The sequence below is a fragment of the Paenibacillus sp. GQ49 genome (assembly GCF_059759055.1).
On sequence record NZ_JCAXEL010000026.1, the window covers coordinates 35048 to 51286 of the forward strand.

Consider the following 16239-nt stretch of genomic DNA (forward strand, 5'->3'; position numbering starts at 1 on the left):
AGAATGTTATCTAAACAGTTGCATGAAAGGAATTATGTCGATTGAAAAGAGCACATTACCATAAAAAGTCGCTAAAATAGAGGGCGTGTGAGCTAAAATAGATCCCCCAAAAAAACTAATTGTAAAGTAATATCCATTTTTAAAGTTAACGGGCAGTTTAGTTTAATGAACGATGCTAAAATAAAGAAAATATAATAATAAATTGAGGTAAGAAATTGAAAACAAAGAAAAGTATGAGACAGATATGCCCAAAATGTGGGTACGAGAAATGTGTTCCCAAACTGTATATCGATAATCCAAAATATCCTTCTGGTTCGATTCTGAGATGTAAGCAGTGTAAATCACTTTTTCGCTTAAAAATGGAGGATGGGTCTTTTGGAAGGAATGGGAATAAGCTAACGAGAACCGTTAGCTTATTCAAACATAAAAAGCAGCCGATCATATGCGTTTGGCTTCTTTACACCATGATCCGTGAGAAGTGCAGTATACTAACATGCGATTGCAATGGAACAATGTTCTTGTCTTTTAATGTCGAGGGACAAGAACATATTCCCATTGAAGTCGCTAATTTAGCGGCTTTTTTATTTTATCGGTACAAGTTCTTGTCCCGAGCAAAGGACAAGAACTTGTACCGATTACCGGAATGGACAAGAACATAGTCCGATTGCCGATTAGGTATATATCTAAACATTAACCACATGCACTTCAAACTTCATTAAGTACCATGATACATAACAATGTTCAAATTGTTAAGGAAAACTGACACGCTGAGAGGTTAAACACGATCGGCCATAAATTAAACAAGCGAAATATCAGACTGGTACTGGCAGTTGAGGACAAGAACTTCTACCGATTGCCGAGAGGGACAAGAACATGTTCCTATTTCCGATTAGATATATTTCTAAACAATGACCATAGGTACTTTAACCTCATTTAGCACCTTAATACATGAAAATATTCAAATTGTTATGGGACAACTGATACGCTTAAAAGGTAAACACAAGTGTTTAGGTATTATAAGTATGAAATATCGGTAATGGGACTATTGGTTGAGGACAAGAACTTGTACCGATTACCGAATTAGACAAGAACATGTTCTCATTGCCGATTAAGCGTTTATCTAATCGTTATTAAATCATTAAACTAACGGGAACCGATATTTTAATAATATAAAAAAACAGCCGACCAACTTATGTTGTCTGTATTTCATGAATTATCTCAAGGTCCTAGTACACGTTCTCAGTACAATAGCCTTGCTAAGATTCGTGAAGACCGTTACGAATGCAACGGAGTCATAACGTTACTGAGTGTATTGATCTGCAATGATTTAATTTCACATAGTATAAGCCTGATTTTTCTCCACGACGAATAAAGAGGAATCAGGCTTTTGTAAATTTGTATTGCATTAGAATATGATCAACTAACTTTCAGAAGACATGGCAATGGCTTTCGTTTCATGAACTGTCCCATAAGGGTGCTCGGGCGGCGCATAGATCACGTACACTTTAAGAGGTATACTGCCTGTGTTGGTGATATTGTGCCATTTTCCAGCAGGCACCATAACGGCATAGTCCTCACAGGCCATCGTTTGAAAATTCAATTTGTCTTTCTCGTCTCCCATTTGCACAAGTCCCTGACCTTACCTTCTTCAATACGAATGAATTGATCGGTTGTCGGATGCACTTCCAGACCGATATCTTCGCCAACACGGATACTCATCAAAGTCACTTGAAAATGCTTTCCTGTCCACAGAGCGGTACGATAATTCTGATTATATTTTGCGGCTTGTTCAATATTGATTACAAGTGGTTGTTGTCCGTAATCTCTAATTTCTATATTTCCACTAGGATGACTAAGGTTCACATTTCCATGGCAGTACGGAGGGGAGAGCCCTTGTCCGTTGTTATTCTGGTTGTTAGGCATTGGATTATGCCATTGATTTTGATGAAATAATTTAGGGTACATAGTCATTCTCCTTCTTTGGTGAAATGTCTACTCACAACCTATGCAGCCGCCTATATAAAGGGATACAACATTTGCAATAATGGGCAGGAGCCTACATAATTACATTGGTGGAAAAGAGTGATTGCAGTACTTCTTGTATCAATTGAAAATGAAAGAGAGTTTACGAACACCCAAGCGTTGGTTCTAATTTGAACCAACGCTTTTTTAGGTTAATTTCGAATTAAACGTTGACTTCAATTTTTTTATTATAATATAAGCATGCACTTATGTTGAACGAAAGGAGGAAGTGATATGGATTCTATTCAAGAAGCAGCGGATAAGATTAAATTGCTGGGCGATAAAACACGTCTTACTATACTTACACTCCTCAAAGAACGTGAATGGTGCGTGTGTGAATTTGTAGAGATTTTAGACATGTCACAACCTGGAATTAGTCAGCATTTGCGTAAAAGGAATCATTTGAATGGCATTCGAGAAGATTCTGAAGTCACTGTAGAAGAGAACTCCGTTGTCTTCCCTGAATTTAAATGGCGGGAAGCCTGGAGATCTAAACACAGAGATGCCGTGTTCCTGATTCACCACAAGTAAAAGATGATTTAGCTCAATCTGGTTTTGGAAACCGTGGTGTAAGCGGTAATGATGGTACTAATTCAGTAGCGGAAAAGGTAAAAGATAATACAACTTCAACAAAAGCTGAAGAGGTGAAGAATCAAACAGAAAAAGAGGGAGATTCAAAAAACGAAGATGCACATCTAATAGGTATTAATTCATCATCTAAAAGCAAGGGTTACTGTCCTTGAGCATATGGTAAATCATTCGAAGTATAGGATGAGCTATTCCCCTGCATCCTTTACGGCCACACACCCTACTGGATCAGAGCAACCCGTACAGGCAATGTGGTGGTTACAACCTTCATTTCAGTAAACGGTTCTATGTGAACCCAGACAGGTACATCATCGATTTCGGCAGCAGGTACTGCCTATTTTGGGACTGTTGTAATTTCACATGCGAACACAACGCTAACGCTGAGTATGGCTATTTTTGATGGGTTAGTATCCAATAAAAAGTAAACGTGAAGCACATAGTGCCTTCGTTGCTCAATCCGGAATTCTCCAGTGTAAACAAAGTAGGCTTTATTCTAAATGGTGTTAGCTTCGTTTCAACGCTTCCTTTTGTATCTAGTGGCTGTCATCCCAAAATATTTTTTGAATACATTACTGAATTGTTCCGGTGTTGCGAAACCCACTTGTGCTGCGATTAGGCCGATGGAAGTTTCCGTTGTGAGTAGAAGCCTTGAAGCTGCAGCCATTCGTGCTTGCAGCTTCTTATCTTTGAAGGACATACCGTATTGCTTATGAACCATTCGTTCCGTCTGTCTTGTGCTTAGCCCCAATTCGTTAGCAAGCTGTTGCAGGCTAATGGAGCTGTATTGGTATAAAAAGCTGTTCTCAATCATAAGCAGTCTGCTATCATCAAGAGTCTTCAAGGGAAGGGACGGTATGGTCGTGTGATTCTCGCTGTAATGTCTTAACAAACAAATTACAATCATCTCAAGAATGTTGGTTGCCATATGATGGACGCCGATTTTTTGAAGGGAAAGCTCTTCAGCAAGCATTTTGAACAATTCGAGCATTTTCCCATCCTCTTTCCCAATCCAGAAGGGGGTGGATACCAGTAATTCGGGGAGAGACTGCTCTCTTACGAAGGAACGTTTGACATTCGGATATATGGAATTTCCGGGCAAAATCTCAAAGAAAATGCAGTATTCCGCCATCGGGTCTTCTGGATCCGGAATCTGCTCGTGAACGACATCTGGACCGGTTACAAATAACGTGCCGGGCGTGATTGCGTAACGGTTTCCTTGTGCATTCAGAATACCTTGGCCGGTTGGAATAAAATGCAGCTCGTAGCTTCCTTGGCTATGGCTGTGTTCAGGCATAGGACTGTGGAAATAGCCGAACTTAACATACAATACGTTCAATACTACTGCGCCAAGAGTCAGTTTGATATCTAGATTTCCGATGTTAATATTAGGTAATTCCATGCCATCTAACCCTCCCCTTGTAAAATTACGACATGCTTCCCTCTTCCTTGTCATCTACAAGGATAACGAATTCCAGTCTCCATTGATATAATTATTACTGAAATCCGACGTAATATTAATAATTGCAGCCCAAACAGATCAGGAGGAGACCTAATGACCAGTTTACCGGAAACAATACGCTTGTATAAGAAAGGAAATTATGCAAACGCCTACACGGAAGTTTCCTCTGTTAATCCCGGAAATGCATGGCGGGAGGGTATGGTTAGCGGAAACGGGGAGAACGGATATATTACTTCAGGTTCGCCGTATACGGACAGTTTTATTTTTCAGAATATGTTCTTTAACTATCCTTCCAAGGATCCAAGAGTGATTCCGGAAGAATTGACGGAGCAACTGACTGATGCCAGACAAAATGTTTTTAAGCAGAACGATAAATGGAAGGTTACGAATAAAACCGGTTCCACAAGGATCAGAACCTTTTATTATAGCTACCATCCTGGACACCAACTCCGATTCAGTATACCCTCCCAAGGAAGTCTGAGTGGTTATGAGAGATGGACGAATTATGAAACAGCAGAGACTGGGGTACGCTACAGTGATGAGAATGGGGAATGGGTCCGCACATCCTTTACGTCCCGTGAGGATAATGTAACTTTTACCAAGATCACAGCATCTTCTACAGGCACAAAAATTAATATAACCCTCTCCATTGATGACATCTCCACAATAAGCGGAGCGAACAAAGGCCACATCGAGCTGAGGGAGCTGCAATATAAGAAGCTGGTGGACTCCGGTGCGAATTATCTCGCCCAGGTTGCTCATTATCCCGTGTATCAGGGAAGTGAACTAGCTTACGGCGGGTATGCCGGATTGACTCAGATTGTTGTTTTAAACGGAACCAAGAAGAGAATGCTGATGGCTGGCAGTCATGAACTGATCAATGTTGGGCGAGAACCAAATCCGGTAATTCAAATTAAGGACGCTGATGCCATATATTTAATTACGCGCTCAAGCAGAACTCACTCTATGGGAAGAATCGAAGAATTTGCTGAAATGACACAATATAAGATCGTAGACCAACTCTATCAAGATATAAACGCGGTTGTGCAAAAATATTTGGCTTCAGACGGTCAATTAAATTATGATGCAGCTCTCGCTGCCCATACAAGGAAGCATTCAGTAGAGTTTAATGCAGTGAGCTTCAGTATTGATGGCGACGACCACTACAAAAATTCAGACAACCAAACCTTGATCACTACGCAAAAATCAACTCCAGACAGAGTCAATCATGCTTTTATGGAGCAGGTGTATAACCAGGGACGGTATGCCATGATTTGCTGCAGCGGTACCAGTGCACCGCGCTTATATGGAATGTGGACCGGGGAGTGGAATCCTGGCTGGCGGGGTATTTATACGCTTGATGCTAATGTGAATCTGCAGGTTGCTTCCATGAATACAGGCCATTTAACGCAAGCACAGCTCGGATATATTATATTTTTCTTGAGAAATACTCCCGACTTTGAATACAATGCGCGGATGGCGTACGGGATGCACGATGCACTGCAGGTTTCCGTTAACTCTGACGGCGATCGCGGGATGCATGTGGAATATGACAATGATTATCCGTTCGAATACTGGAACGCGGGGGCAAGCTGGTGCCTTCTGCCCATTTATGAATACTGGCAGTGTTACGGCAACCAAAAGATACCGCTTCATGTTAATATGCGGATTCATGAACTGCAGACCATTCTGAGTGTACAAGATGGAGGCATGAGCGATGAGGAGTTCACACAGCTGTTAGACAAAGGCTATCTGGATCTTGCAGAAGATATTCTGCTTCCCTTGCTTACCAAGCAGGCAAACTTTTGGCAGCAGATCTGCACACCGGAATATTTCACGGACGTCAACGGCAAGGCATGCTACCAGTTTGACAAAAAGACTTTGAATTCAGGAGAGAAATACCTAATTATTCCCACATATTCTCCAGAGAATCACCCCATCGGATATAACAGCACAATCACGGCGAATGCCACCATGGACATTTCTGCTGCACGGGATGGTCTATCTATGGTTATCTCCATGGAAAAGGCAGTCAAGCGCGATGGTTATGAAACAGCCATAGCTAAGTGGACAGCATTGCTTGAGTTGCTGCCAAATTATAAATATGACTATGATGGTGCTTTGCGAGAATGGGCTATGAGTGACTATACGGAAAATAACAATCATCGACATTTGAGCCATCTTTATGTGGCTTGGCCAGCCTATGAAACACAAACCGATCCGGAGTTAAAGCAGGCTGCAAAGATTGCGATTGACAATAGAGATCGATTTAATACTGTCGACGATACCGCTGGGCATGGTTGGATGCATAAGGCGCTAGTTCAAGCTAGGCTGAAAAATGGTGACGGAGTGCTCTCAGCACTTCTTCCCATGATGAGGGATGCGGGTTATTACAGCTCCTTAATGACAGATCATGATTCAAACAGAAGATGCAATTGTTATTGCACGGATACCTCTTTCGGTACTGTAGGAGCCATTAATGAAGCGCTGTTATTCTCGAATACGGGTGAAATAGAGATTCTTCCGGCTTTGCCTTCTGATTGGACAAAGGGTTCTATACATGGGCTTATGGCGAGAACCTGGGTCGAAGTCAAGGCATTATCCTGGAATCTTTCCGCCAAAACGGTGCATGTAGTAGTGAGTTCCAGCAAGAATGGAAATACCATCCGAATAAGGGTGGGACTATCTTGGACTCAAGCCAAGATCGACGGAAGTAAAGCGGATGTACAACAGGACTTACGCGGGAAATATATTCAGTTAACACTTAGTGAAGGTACCGAGGTTACAGTTGCGTTTCAATTGTAGGACCAGTCCAACTGTGACCACCTTGAAAATGGACATCTCATTATTGGAAATGAACTGTGTTCATGACGGTTTGAGGAACCTATAATTTAACCTAGAAAGCGAGTTAATCTATTAGCCGTCAAGGAGGTGGACATCATTCAAGAAGAACTATTTCTAAAACGTTTACACAAGCAGCTACCCTTTCATTTGTTCGTAGGACTTGGGATTCTTTTCTTGCTGGTCTTCAGCTACATTCCGATGTTCGGCATTATCATCGCCTTCAAGAATTACAAAATTTCTACTGGTATTGAAGGTATCTTCACCAGTTCCTGGGCAGGATTGTCGCATTTTAGAGAGTTGATTAACGATTACAACTTTCCAAGCCTGGTGCGCAATACGTTAATACTCAGTGTACTGAAAGTGATTTTTTCGTATCCGATTCCGATCCTGTTTGCGATTATGCTTAGCGAGGTCAAACATGTATTTTTTAAAAGGTTTGTACAGACTGTAAGCTACCTGCCACATTTCATTTCCTGGGTTGTAGTGACTGGTATTGCATACGCTTTCTTTTCATCCGGTTTTGGAATTTTCAATGAGTTGATGCTATCGCTGCATATCATCAAGGAACCTGTACAAATCCTGACCGATCCCGATTCGTTCTATGGCTTGGCGGTTATGACTGCGATCTGGAAGGAGGCAGGCTGGTGGACAATTATTTTTCTGGCAGCTTTGGCTGGCATTGATCCAGCATTGTATGAGGCAGCGGAGATTGACGGGGCTGGCAGACTTAAACGAATTCTGTACATTACCTTACCGGGGCTCAAAAGTGCCAGCATAGTAGTGCTCATTCTGACCATCGGTAGTATTCTGGGAGGCGGATTGGTAGGGTCAAATTTCGAACAGTCGATGCTGCTGGGGAATCCGCTCAACAACGAGAAGTCGCAGATTATCCAGACATATGCATTTTCGGTTGGTCTAGCCCAGGGACGGTTCTCTTTTGCCACAGCAATTGACCTTATGCAGTCGGTAATCTCGGTTTTCCTGATCTTCACCAGTAATTTTATCGCCAAGCGGTTCTCGGGAACCGGATTGTTCTAGCCTAGGGTCATTACTCAAACAGAAAAGGCAGTGAAGCCATGCGCAGGAAAAGAACGATGGAGGATTGGATACTGGACATTCTGATAACGGTAATTTTATTAATCATTGTGTTTATTACGCTGTACCCCTTCTATTACATTCTTATCATTACATTCAATTCAGGATCTGATTCTAACCTTGGAGGAATGTATTTATGGCCGAGGGAGTTCACGCTGGGGAATTACATCTACTTTATTGAAGATCCCAAATGGGTAAATGCTTTTCTGGTTTCGATCCTACGGACGATAGTGGGTACGGTGCTCGCAGTGTTTTTCACCAGTATGGTTGCATATGGGCTTGCGAAGCGAGATTTGATGTTTAGAAAAACGTATTTTTTTATCGTGGTAGTAGCGATGAATTTCTCGGGTGGACTGATTGCTTTTTACATTGTGCTCAAAAGCCTCGGGCTGATTAACACATTCGGGGTATACGTGATTCCCAGCATGCTGAATTTGTTCTTCCTGCTGATAGCCATCTCTTTCTTTCGTGAAATTCCAGATGAACTAGGAGAATCTGCTCGAATAGATGGAGCAAGTGAACTGAGGATATTCTTCAGCATCGTTGTACCTGTCTCCATGCCGCTGATGGCGACGATGAGCCTATTCATTGGCTCCGGACAGTGGAACTCCTGGCTCGACTCTGCATATTTCGTTCAGAACGAGAACTTGAGAACGCTTACTTATCGGATGATGCAGGTAATCAATCAGTCAATGGTACCCACGGGGGATGCTGCAGCAGCTTCGATGTCCAGAGCTAAGGTTACGCCCTTCTCTATTCAAGCGACGGCAATGGTGGTGTCTATTATTCCGATTCTCGGGGTTTATCCGTTTCTGCAAAAGTACTTTGTTTCGGGGATGATGCTCGGTTCGGTAAAAGGTTAAACATCCGGTAATTTCCAAAATCACATGAATGGGGGAAAGAAAGATGGGGAAAAGCTCACGTATGCTATTTAAGCTTATACTGGCGGTGCTTTTGGTAGTCGGCGTACTTTCAGCATGCAGCAAAAATGGGGAACAGAGTGGTGTTGCATCATCTACCGACAATGGAAATAAGCCAGTGGAGCTGAGTATGTTCGTTGATGCAACATGGTATCCTTTTCAGGACTGGTCCGGGGAAATTCCGGAAATGATCACTAAAGCTACTGGGGTGAAACCGAAAATTACGGTTGCCACGGACGATAAGCAATTGGCGCTGATGGTAGCTTCAGGGGATCTCCCGGATATCATTGTTTCTTTTAACTTCAAGCTAATGTCAGATGGCAATCTAAGCTTGCCGTATAATGAAATTTTTCCTAAATATGCTCCTGATGTGAAGTTCGATCCAGTAAAGGAACTAGTGAATACTGTAAGTGACGGGAATTATTACGCCATTCGTAATGACTTTTCTCCTGAATCCGAGTGGAAGGCTAATCCTTATGCCCATATGATGGTTCCCGGGTTAGCCATGCGCAAGGATGTTCTGGAGGAAATAGGTAATCCGTCCATTAAGTCACTGGATGATCTTGATAATGTGTTCGCAACTGTCAAAGAGAAATATCCGGAGATGACGCCTTTAATTCTTAATCCTAACTGGCAAAGGCCATATTTCGATGCACAATTCGGTGCTTATGGAGGTTTTGTGGACGAGAATGGGAAGATTGTTTACTATCTGAGACAAGACGCTGTACGCAAGTCGATGTTGTATATGAATAGCCTATATCGGAACGGATATATAACATCAGAGAACTTTGCCTATAAGAATGAGACGGAGACAGAGCAAATGATGGCGGCCGGGAAGGGCTTCGCCTATACCTGGACCTATTCCGGGGCAGAACGCCTCAATGCGGATAACAAAGACAACGGTATCAGCTTTGTTCAATTGGCCGAACCGCTTGAACCAGAGGCCTCCATCCTAAGCTCAGGAACCGGGGGGCTGGGAATGTATGTCACCAAGAGTAATAAAAATGTGGAAGCGACCGTCAAATTTTTGAAATATCTATACTCAGAGGAAGGCTGGAGAACGGCAGAGTGGGGCGTAGAGGGCAAGGATTGGAGCTGGAATACAGCCGGGTACCCGGAATTCACGTATGATATTAACGATCTCGAGCTACTGAAGAAAAAAGGGGTGTACTGGTGGGGTGTGCCTACTGAGACAGGTGTAGGAATGGCATTAACATCTTACAAAGAAGGCTCGGAAACGACACGGCAGGGAGAGAAGTACTCACCAATAATTAAGTTTAATCCGGCGATAGGTATGATTAATCCTGACACGGATTCACCCGAACAGATTATCCGCACGAACATCGATAATATGGTGAAAACGGAGGTCACTAAGATCTATCTGGCTGCTACAGAAGCTGAAGCACAGGCTGCCTTCGACGAGCTGATTAAAAAAGCCGAAAAAATCGGAATGAGCAAGCTCGAAGAATGGGCAACCGCGCAGTACGGTCCTCTTAAGCAAAAGTATGATCAGTTAACGAAGTAACAAGCCAACATACAGGCACTATACCGCTCATACAGGATGCAGGCTCAAGAAGCCCGCATCCTGTATGAGCTCACCAACGTTAAAATACCATATTAGACAGCGGGGAGATATGTAATATGCGTATACGTACAAAAATGTACTTGGGTTACATTCTCCTCATTGTGCTTCCATTTCTGTTCTTCGCTCTGTTCTCCTATATTCAGCTGTATGACAAAATGCTCACTCAATATCAACTTGCAAACCAGCAAAATTTGGAGCAGACTGCATCCAATCTGGATTCGAGCCTAGCTAAGCTGGAATCACTTACTTCGGTTTATCAAAACAATGCAGCTTTAATTGACTTTTTGCAAGGAGGGTTTGTGGATGACCGTGATTTAATCTACTCGTATTTAAAAGAAATTAATCCAGCATTTTCGTTTGCTTATCTGGCAGATCCTTTAGTGCAAAATCTTACAGTTTATCCCAAGTATCAGAAACGGCTATTGGGGGCTCCCGGTTTTCAGAACTATCGTGATATAGGGAGATTCCTAACTCCTGATGAAGTTGGAGAGTTGCGTCCAGCCCAGGGACTATGGAAGCAATCTTTCGATCCTGCCGCTCCGGCACTGAGTTATTTCCAGAAGCTGTACAGTAATTCCTATATTACTGATCTAGGTATTATTCAGATAAGTGTTGACCCTGCAATGTTAGATCAATTCGTGTCGGCCTTGACTCAAGTACATCCGGATAATGCAATAATGGTGCTTGATCGTCAAGGAAAGATGGTTAGCTATGTCACGAATACGAAGCTGTCAGATGAGCAAATACGCTCCATTATCCAACTGTTTGGTAATGAATCCTTGGGAGGATTTCTTGCCGACCATGATCGACTGTTGATTAATTCTGTTCATATTTCAAAGCTGGGGCTAACGATTATCGAGGTGAATAAACGGGCAGCTTTATTCGAATTCCTGAGGGTAAAGCAGTTATGGGTAGCTTGCGGTTTGGCGCTGCTCGCCTTGCTGTCCGCTCTGTACTTTTGGATCGTCTCTTCGCTAACCAAACGAATCGTCCGGCTCTCGCGTCATATGCGCAGAGTGGAGCCAGAGTTCCTGAACAACCCCGTTAAGGGGAAAGCTGGGAAAGACGAAATCGGCTTCCTAATCACCAACTATAATGAAATGATCAGCCGCATGGATGAATTAGTAAACCATGTTCAAAAGGTGGAGATGCTTAAGAAAGAAGCAGATTTCAAAATGCTGCAGGCACAAATTCAACCCCATTTTCTATATAATACCCTAGAAACGATGCGAATGCTTGCCAGATCAAATAAGGATTATAAAGTAGCAGAGATGGCTCTTTCTCTCGGTAATTTGTTCCGCTACAGTCTGTCAAAGTCGGAACATACGACGCTTCGAGATGAGCTAGATCATGTAAGCACCTATATCGCAATACATCAAATCCGTATGAGTGACCTTGAGGTGGAGCTCCAGGTAGAGGAAACGCTATTATCGTTGCCTTGTCCCAGATTTATCCTGCAGCCGCTGGTGGAGAACAGTATGATCCATGGTTTGTCCAGGAACAGGGGCAGCAAGCGGATTACGTTGCGGATAGAAAGAAAACATGGATATGTGTGGATTGAGGTAGCCGACAACGGTTCCGGGATATCGGAGCAGCAGATAAAGTTTCTTCAGCGGCTGCTGGAGGGCAGTATCACCAAGCATGAATCGCAGCATAAGACGACAGGCATCGGGCTTAGTAATGTGGCTGAACGGGTCAAAGCATATTACGGTAAAGAATCATCGCTTGGAATAATAAGTACTCCCGGCAAAGAGACGGTTTGTTGCCTTAAACTGCTGCTGAAGGAGGAATACTCCAATGCTCAAACTACTGATTGTGGATGATGAGCCAATAATTCTGGAAGGTCTGCGAGACATGATTGAGGAAGAAAAGACAGCGTTCAGGCAAATCATAACGGCTCGTGATAGTATCGAAGCGCTGGAACGAATAGAACTTGTCCGTCCGGATTTAATCATTACGGATATCCATATGCCAGAGATAGACGGTCTGGAGCTGATTCGGCGAGCGCAGCAAAAAGATATAAAGCGCTTCATTATCCTAACTGGGCACGATGTATTCGACTATGCACGCACAGCTGTTAAATTGCAGGTGATAGAGTATTTACTTAAGCCAATTAACCAGGTGGAGTTAGCTGAGGTTCTAAGAAGAACAGCATGTGAACTGATTCAAGAACGTGAAATTTTGGAAGTTTCTGGCAATCCTCCTGAAGAAATGGGTACCTCGCAGAACGAACATATTAAACTGCTAAAAGCCTATATAGAGCAAAGTTACATGAAGGATATTTCTTTATCTGATGCGGCGGCATACCTGAATTTGCATCCAGTGTACCTTGGACAGATGTTTAAGCGGGAAACCGGAAATACTTTCGTGCAATATATAAACCAGGTAAGGATAGGTAAGGCTAAGGATATGATGGCTAGCATGAAGAATTTGTCTCTGGATACGATAGCCAGAATGGTAGGGTATGAGAACCAGCGGACTTTTTATAAAGTGTTTCGCAAATTTAATAATGAAACTCCGGGACAGTTCAGAGACCGGAAAGTGCAATCAGACTCGAATTCTCTATTTTTTAAAGGAAATACAGACCATGGGTATGATGTGCACTGAGACATACTTGCCATGGCCTATGAATTTTTTGGATTATTTGCGATATAATTCAAGCCCCATTCCTCTATCTGATAAAGTATAGAATGAAGGCTCTTCCCGGTCTCTGACAAAGAATACTCTACCTTGGGTGGAATTTCAGAATACACTTGTCGGTTAATCAGCCCATCGGTTTCGAGCTCACGCAGCTGGCGAGTGAGTGTACGCTGCGTAATGTTGGGAAATTCTTTTCTTAATTCATTAAACCGTCTTACGCCGAGAAGCGAAAGGTTGTGCAAAATAAGCAGCTTATACTTGCCCCCAATCATATTGACTGTAAATTCAACCGGGCATTGCGAGCAATGTGAGTCTTGATTATCCACTCTGATTCTCTCCTTTTTAGGTATCCTTAAGGATACTAAATATCCTTCATGTGCGTACTTACATTATTGAATTTAAACCTATATTATTTAACTATAGTCACTAAATTACTTTTAGTAAACGGAAGGATGATCAATAAATGACAACTAAGGATAAGATATTAGTATATGGAGCAGGCGGCGTACAAGGAGGGGCAGTCGCCAGCAAACTTCTGAAAGAAGGACACGCCGTTCATACAATCGTAAGAAATTCGGACAAGGCCGCTCAGCTTCAAGAGCAGGGCATTACTGCCTTTGTTGGCGATCTAACAGATGCTAGCAGCCTAACTCCTGCTCATCACGGTGTCAACAAAGTATTCCTGGTGCTGCCGGTGGACTACGACTTGGAGCGTAATCGACAATTCATCCGTAATACCGTCGATGCTGCCAAAAAAGCCAATGTTAAACTCCTTGTTTTTAATACCAGCGGTTTCTTTACAGATGATGTTACAGGTGTTGCTGCTTATGATATTAAGAGAGAATTAATCGCTTATGTGAAGCAAAGTGGCATTCCGACTATTATCCTACAACCTACATTTTATATGGAAAACTTCCTTATTCCCGGCGTTGTAGACAACCAAACACTGGCTTACCCTGTACCTGCTGATTCTGCAGTCGCATGGATTAGTATGGAAGATGCAGCCGCTTACAGCGTATATGCACTTAACCACCCAGAACTGGCAGGGAAGACATTGCCTATCGTAGGACCTGAGGCGCTAACTGGAAATCAGCTGGCAGAGCAATTTAGCGCCACATTAAATCGAAAAATACAGTTTTATTCTCTCCCCGTGGGAGCGTTCGAAGAAGCATTATCTCCAATACTAGGCAAGGAAACAGCAAAAGGCCTCGCCGACTCCTACAAATGGCTTGGATTAAATTCTCATTTTCAAATACTTCCCAAGCCAGACCAGGTCAGCGACGAGTTGCGTTCTGCTACACCGGGCACTCCGCTCCAAGAGTGGGTGAAACAAGCTGTACAGAATGGATTTTTCGCACTATAACAACATAGGATTCGGGGCGATCCATTCGCAGAGAAAAGCAAGTTCAGTTTATACCGGGAGGGAGACAGACGATTGCCGAGATCAGCAAGTGAGCTATAACTTAACAATAACCACTACGAGAGTAGTGGTTATTTGTGCTTTGGCTGAAATTAGAGCAGTTAAACTGCATGAGCACGTCGAATTGTTCTAATACTAGTCTCGGATTCCCTTACTTGCTGTCAATTAATCCAGATCTAGTCACGGCTGTCTTATCATGCTAAACAGTGATGAGACGTCATTGGTAGCGCCGACGGAAATGACTGTTTTTTGGGCATCATCAATGAAGGTTCTAATTGTCGTCAATCATTTGCTCCACAAAGGAAAAATGAGGATTTTTAGCTTCAAAGCGCTGGATTTGTTCTTCGTCGGCAACTTGCGTTCCCCGCTCCTTTTGCATCAGCAGAAGTCCTTCTTCTTTCAATTGTGCATATACGCTTTGAATAGTGTTCCAGTTAATCGACAATTGCTCGGCCAACTGATTGGTTCCGGCCCTTTTCGGTTCTGCCTTTTTTATCTTTTTGCTGCTGCAATTCATCCGCACCATTCCTTACGAATTGGATGAGGCTGCCAAGATTGACGGCTGCAGCCGGTTCGGTATTTTCGCGCGTGTCATTATGCCGCTCATTACACCGGCGTTAGTGACAGCGGCCATATTTGAATTTTATTGGTCCTGGGACAATTTCTTCGGGGCCGCTGATTTATTTAGGGAAACCGCTGCTGTACACCATCAGCGTCGCCCTCAGTCTGTTCGCAGACCCGAGCTCAGGTACAGATTGGTCCGCCATGTTTGCGATGGCTACGCTGTCGCTGATTCCGCCTATTCTCATCATCTTTAAAACCTGCGGTACACTGTAGAAGGTATTAGCACAACGGGATTGAAAGGATGAGACCAATGGAGAATGGCAGCAGACAAACCATGTCTCTGGACTGATCCGGGAAAATTAGTGTCCAAGACCATCGCATTACCCGGAACACCCGACGAGCATGTTCTGGGATCGAAGCCTGAGGTTTCCTCTGATCATCTGACCCGGAAGCATGCGTATGAGGGACGTGCCCGATTTGAACACCAAGTCATTATTCCGGAGGAATGGCGGGGCAAATTACTTTTCTTCACAATGGAACGGACGCGGGAAACGGAGCTGTGGATCGACGGGGTACAGGTAGGATCTTGCAACACGTTATCGACACCGCAGAGCTGTATGATGTGAGCGGTTACCTTGAGCCGGGGCTGCATATTCTCTTTGTTATCGAGGATAACAGCTCCGGAGTTATGGGCTGGAGAAGCATCCGCTATTCGCATATGGCAACGGATCAAACCCAGAACGAACTGGAACGTTCTCCTTGGGGCCATCCCTGATTAGGACGGTATCCATCCAGGTTCAGGTTTCTGTCGGCCAGAAGCTGTACGATGGCGGGATAATTCCTTTTCAGCTTGAAACGGATCCCTCAGGTGGAGATAATCCGGTCCTGATTTCTGCAACCGATGCTTTACGATTATGGGACGAATTTAACCCTTTCACGTACTATGCATCAAATCATAATTCATTCTTCCACTGAAGGACAACGTCAACAGCCAGTCGATGTCGGCTTTGAAGCCCCCTATACTTTGACCTTGTCGATGAATCGATAAAGTAAGAGTTTGGCGTCTCGGTGAGTGCGCTTGTAATGAGTGCTATGCTCAAAC

Annotated in this window: 13 protein-coding genes and 2 pseudogenes; 11 read left to right on the forward strand and 4 right to left on the reverse strand. The window is 43.4% G+C overall.

Going from position 1 to position 16239, the window contains the following annotated elements; translation table 11 throughout:
• Positions 1 to 1420: 1420 nt before the first annotated feature.
• Positions 1421 to 1965 (reverse strand): annotated as a pseudogene (locus AC6CIF_RS28715) (cupin domain-containing protein).
• 291 nt (positions 1966 to 2256) lie between these two features.
• On the opposite strand from AC6CIF_RS28715, the gene AC6CIF_RS28720 reads away from it, so the two are divergent.
• On the forward strand, positions 2257 to 2553 hold the full coding sequence (locus AC6CIF_RS28720) for an ArsR/SmtB family transcription factor (RefSeq protein WP_083679762.1): 297 nt from the start codon (positions 2257 to 2259) through the stop codon (positions 2551 to 2553).
• A 571-nt stretch (positions 2554 to 3124) separates the two neighbouring features.
• On the opposite strand, the gene AC6CIF_RS28725 is transcribed toward AC6CIF_RS28720, so the two are convergent.
• A complete protein-coding gene (locus AC6CIF_RS28725) occupies positions 3125 to 4009 on the reverse strand; it encodes an AraC family transcriptional regulator (protein WP_258170176.1) in 885 nt (294 codons plus the stop codon).
• Positions 4010 to 4162: 153 nt separating this feature from the next.
• Here AC6CIF_RS28725 and AC6CIF_RS28730 point away from each other — a divergent pair, with 153 nt between their 5' ends.
• The 6 genes from AC6CIF_RS28730 to AC6CIF_RS28755 all read left to right on the forward strand — a co-directional run bounded on the left by AC6CIF_RS28730 (position 4163) and on the right by AC6CIF_RS28755 (position 13120).
• A complete protein-coding gene (locus AC6CIF_RS28730) occupies positions 4163 to 6874 on the forward strand; it encodes a glycosyl hydrolase family 95 catalytic domain-containing protein (RefSeq protein WP_076334210.1) in 2712 nt (903 codons plus the stop codon).
• Between the two features lie 186 nt (positions 6875 to 7060).
• The gene (locus tag AC6CIF_RS28735) at positions 7061 to 7951 is read left to right on the forward strand and encodes an ABC transporter permease (protein ID WP_498202463.1); all 891 of its coding nucleotides are present in this window, start codon (positions 7061 to 7063) and stop codon (positions 7949 to 7951) included.
• 56 nt (positions 7952 to 8007) lie between these two features.
• Entirely contained in the window at positions 8008 to 8871 is an 864-nt protein-coding gene (locus AC6CIF_RS28740; RefSeq protein WP_439823117.1) for a carbohydrate ABC transporter permease, read from the forward strand.
• Between the two features lie 43 nt (positions 8872 to 8914).
• Positions 8915 to 10453, forward strand: a complete 1539-nt coding sequence (locus AC6CIF_RS28745; RefSeq protein ID WP_076334212.1) for an extracellular solute-binding protein — start codon at positions 8915 to 8917, stop codon at positions 10451 to 10453.
• Positions 10454 to 10569: 116 nt separating this feature from the next.
• Positions 10570 to 12336 (forward strand): cache domain-containing sensor histidine kinase, encoded by a 1767-nt coding sequence (locus AC6CIF_RS28750; RefSeq protein ID WP_076334213.1) that lies wholly within the window; start codon positions 10570 to 10572, stop codon positions 12334 to 12336.
• Positions 12311 to 13120 carry a response regulator gene (locus tag AC6CIF_RS28755; protein ID WP_076334214.1) on the forward strand — a complete coding sequence of 270 codons (810 nt, stop codon included), beginning with the start codon at positions 12311 to 12313 and terminating at the stop codon, positions 13118 to 13120. The genes AC6CIF_RS28750 and AC6CIF_RS28755 overlap by 26 nt, the downstream gene beginning before the upstream one ends.
• Positions 13121 to 13137: 17 nt before the next feature.
• Here AC6CIF_RS28755 and AC6CIF_RS28760 read toward each other — a convergent pair whose 3' ends face one another.
• Positions 13138 to 13479: a winged helix-turn-helix transcriptional regulator gene (locus AC6CIF_RS28760; protein ID WP_237175050.1), complete on the reverse strand. Its 342-nt coding sequence runs from the start codon at positions 13477 to 13479 to the stop codon at positions 13138 to 13140.
• A gap of 137 nt (positions 13480 to 13616) precedes the next feature.
• Here AC6CIF_RS28760 and AC6CIF_RS28765 point away from each other — a divergent pair, with 137 nt between their 5' ends.
• Positions 13617 to 14516 carry an SDR family oxidoreductase gene (locus AC6CIF_RS28765; protein WP_076334215.1) on the forward strand — a complete coding sequence of 300 codons (900 nt, stop codon included), beginning with the start codon at positions 13617 to 13619 and terminating at the stop codon, positions 14514 to 14516.
• A gap of 328 nt (positions 14517 to 14844) precedes the next feature.
• Here the strand turns inward: AC6CIF_RS28765 and AC6CIF_RS28770 are convergent, their stop codons facing one another.
• Entirely contained in the window at positions 14845 to 15090 is a 246-nt protein-coding gene (locus AC6CIF_RS28770) for a GntR family transcriptional regulator (protein ID WP_254848011.1), read from the reverse strand.
• Between AC6CIF_RS28770 and AC6CIF_RS28775 the strand changes: the two are divergent.
• The 3 genes and pseudogenes from AC6CIF_RS28775 to AC6CIF_RS28785 form a co-directional block, all read left to right on the forward strand.
• Positions 15035 to 15442 (forward strand): annotated as a pseudogene (locus tag AC6CIF_RS28775) (carbohydrate ABC transporter permease); the annotation flags it as partial. The gene AC6CIF_RS28770 and the pseudogene AC6CIF_RS28775 sit on opposite strands and share 56 nt — an antisense overlap.
• 12 nt (positions 15443 to 15454) lie before the next feature.
• Positions 15455 to 15763, forward strand: coding sequence for a hypothetical protein (locus tag AC6CIF_RS28780; protein WP_076334218.1), 309 nt, complete (start codon positions 15455 to 15457; stop codon positions 15761 to 15763).
• On the forward strand, positions 15760 to 15912 hold the full coding sequence (locus tag AC6CIF_RS28785) for a hypothetical protein (protein ID WP_498202464.1): 153 nt from the start codon (positions 15760 to 15762) through the stop codon (positions 15910 to 15912). The genes AC6CIF_RS28780 and AC6CIF_RS28785 overlap by 4 nt, the downstream gene beginning before the upstream one ends.
• Positions 15913 to 16239 lie beyond the last annotated feature (327 nt).

Bases quoted from the DNA above. Each gene is read 5' to 3' on its own strand.
- AC6CIF_RS28755 (WP_076334214.1), top strand. From the start codon at position 12,311: ATGCTCAAACTACTGATTGTGGATGATGAGCCAATAATTCTGGAAGGT.
- AC6CIF_RS28740 (WP_439823117.1), top strand. From the start codon at position 8,008: ATGGAGGATTGGATACTGGACATTCTGATAACGGTAATTTTATTAATC.
- AC6CIF_RS28750 (WP_076334213.1), top strand. From the start codon at position 10,570: ATGCGTATACGTACAAAAATGTACTTGGGTTACATTCTCCTCATTGTG.
- AC6CIF_RS28770 (WP_254848011.1), bottom strand. From the start codon at position 15,090: ATGAATTGCAGCAGCAAAAAGATAAAAAAGGCAGAACCGAAAAGGGCC.
- AC6CIF_RS28725 (WP_258170176.1), bottom strand. From the start codon at position 4,009: ATGGAATTACCTAATATTAACATCGGAAATCTAGATATCAAACTGACT.
- AC6CIF_RS28745 (WP_076334212.1), top strand. From the start codon at position 8,915: ATGGGGAAAAGCTCACGTATGCTATTTAAGCTTATACTGGCGGTGCTT.
- AC6CIF_RS28765 (WP_076334215.1), top strand. From the start codon at position 13,617: ATGACAACTAAGGATAAGATATTAGTATATGGAGCAGGCGGCGTACAA.
- AC6CIF_RS28780 (WP_076334218.1), top strand. From the start codon at position 15,455: ATGGCAGCAGACAAACCATGTCTCTGGACTGATCCGGGAAAATTAGTG.
- AC6CIF_RS28730 (WP_076334210.1), top strand. From the start codon at position 4,163: ATGACCAGTTTACCGGAAACAATACGCTTGTATAAGAAAGGAAATTAT.
- AC6CIF_RS28720 (WP_083679762.1), top strand. From the start codon at position 2,257: ATGGATTCTATTCAAGAAGCAGCGGATAAGATTAAATTGCTGGGCGAT.